Below are 1,759 nucleotides of genomic sequence, written 5' to 3' on the forward strand. Positions count from 1 at the left end.
CGAGGGCGGCGGCGACCGCCCGCGTGGCGACCGCCCGCGCTTCGATGGCCCGCCCCGCGGCCGCGACCGGGACGCCGACCGGGGCCCGCGGGAGTACCAGTCCGGCCCGAAGCCGGATTCGCCTTTTGCGGTCCTGGCGCAGTTGAAGCTGAAGAAGGACTGAGATGGCGGCGCCGGAGGCCGGGCCGAAGGGGGAGGACTCCTGGCAACGGCTCGACCTCTGGCTCTGGTGCGCGAGGCTGGCCAAGACGCGGTCCGAATGTGCCCGGCAGGTCGCGGCCGGCGCGGTGCGGCTCAACCGCCAGCCCACCGACAAGGCACATGCCCGGCTGCGCGTCGGCGACGTGCTGACGCTGGCGGCGCACGGGCGTGTGCGGGTCTGGCGGGTGGTGGCGCTGGCCGAGCGCCGCGGCCCGCCGGCCGAGGCGCGCACCCTCTACGAGGATCTCTCCGGCGACACGGCGTGAGGAGCCACCCGCCGGCTTGCGTTGTGCGGCGCGGCAGTCCAATCCTGTGACCGCCGGAGGCGGCCGCGCGGCAGCGCGGGCACCGGTGCTGAGCCGGAGGCGGAAGTGACCTACGTCGTCACCGAGAATTGCATCAAGTGCAAGTACATGGACTGCGTGGAGGTCTGTCCGGTGGACTGCTTCTACGTGGGCGAGAACATGCTGGTCATCCATCCGGACGAATGCATCGATTGTGGCGTCTGCGAGCCGGAATGCCCGGCCGAAGCCATCGTCCCGGATTCCGACGAGAAGGCCTCGGCGTGGCTGGAACTGAACCGGTCCTATTCGACGCAATGGCCGAATATCACCCGCAAGGGCGAGGCCCCGGCCGACGCGGATGAGTGGAAGGACAAGCCCGGCAAGCGGGACCTGTTCAGCCCGGAACCGGGTAAGCCCTGACGGCGGACGGCCGAGCGGCCGTCCCTTCCAACGCGCGAGACGGTCTCACCCCCCGAATCGGTGCGGGGGTGGCAATTTGCCGCGGATTGCATTATCTTTTCGACGGGATCGGGAACAGGGTCGGGCCCCGGGCGCTGGTTTGGGGTCAGGCTGGGCATTGCGGGTGCGGGGCGGCCCTCGACAGGTCTGCCAGGCTTCCTCCGTGCGGGAACGAGCCCTGCGACGGAGGGCCGGGGTCGCAGCAGCCCGGGAGCGCGAGCGGGACGCACAATGAAGGCAACCGCCCAATCGAAGAGTGGCCGGACCGCCAAGGGTACGGCCAGGCCCGCCAAGCCGGCTGCGAAGGCGGCCAAGCCTGCCGCCAAGGCCAAGCAGGTGGCGACGCCGCGTCGCAGCGCTGCGAAGCCGGCCCCGAAGTCGACCGCCAAGCCGACCGCTGCGAAGGCCGCGCATCGCCCGGCAACCAAGGTCGCGGCCAAGCCGAAGTCCGCGTCACGCCCGAAGACGGCAGCGCCGAAGCCCGCGGCGGCGAAGGCGCCGCCCGCCAAGGCCAAGGCGGCGACGAACCGGCCCGCGCCGAAGCCGCCCGCCCACAAGGCCGCGCCGGCCAGATCCGCGTCGCCCAAGGCCGCATCGACCAAATCCGCGCCACCCAGGCCCACGCCATCCAAGGCTGCGCCGCCGAAGCCTGTCGCCGGGCCCGCGCCGGCCGCCAAGGCGCAGCCGGCGAAGGTCGCGTCCGCAAAGGCGGAACAGCCAAGGCCGTCACCGCCCAAGGCGCCGGCCAAGGCCGAACAACCGAAGGCCGCGACGCCCAAGGCAGCACCTGCCGCCCCGGCACCGGCCAAGGCGGC

General features: G+C 72.5%; 2 protein-coding genes and 1 pseudogene. All 3 read left to right on the top strand.

Annotation, left to right across the window (positions count from 1 at the left end):
• Positions 1-164 precede the first annotated feature (164 nt).
• Positions 165-467, top strand: a complete 303-nt coding sequence (locus tag OZN99_RS30970; protein ID WP_270939045.1) for an RNA-binding S4 domain-containing protein — start codon at positions 165-167, stop codon at positions 465-467.
• A gap of 105 nt (positions 468-572) precedes the next feature.
• On the top strand, positions 573-905 hold the full coding sequence (gene fdxA / locus OZN99_RS30975; RefSeq protein ID WP_270939046.1) for a ferredoxin FdxA: 333 nt from the start codon (positions 573-575) through the stop codon (positions 903-905).
• A 270-nt stretch (positions 906-1,175) separates the two neighbouring features.
• A pseudogene (locus OZN99_RS30980) lies at positions 1,176-1,759 on the top strand (hypothetical protein); the annotation flags it as partial.

It is taken from the genome of Falsiroseomonas oryzae (assembly GCF_027856955.1).
Lineage (GTDB): Bacteria > Pseudomonadota > Alphaproteobacteria > Acetobacterales > Acetobacteraceae > Falsiroseomonas > Falsiroseomonas oryzae.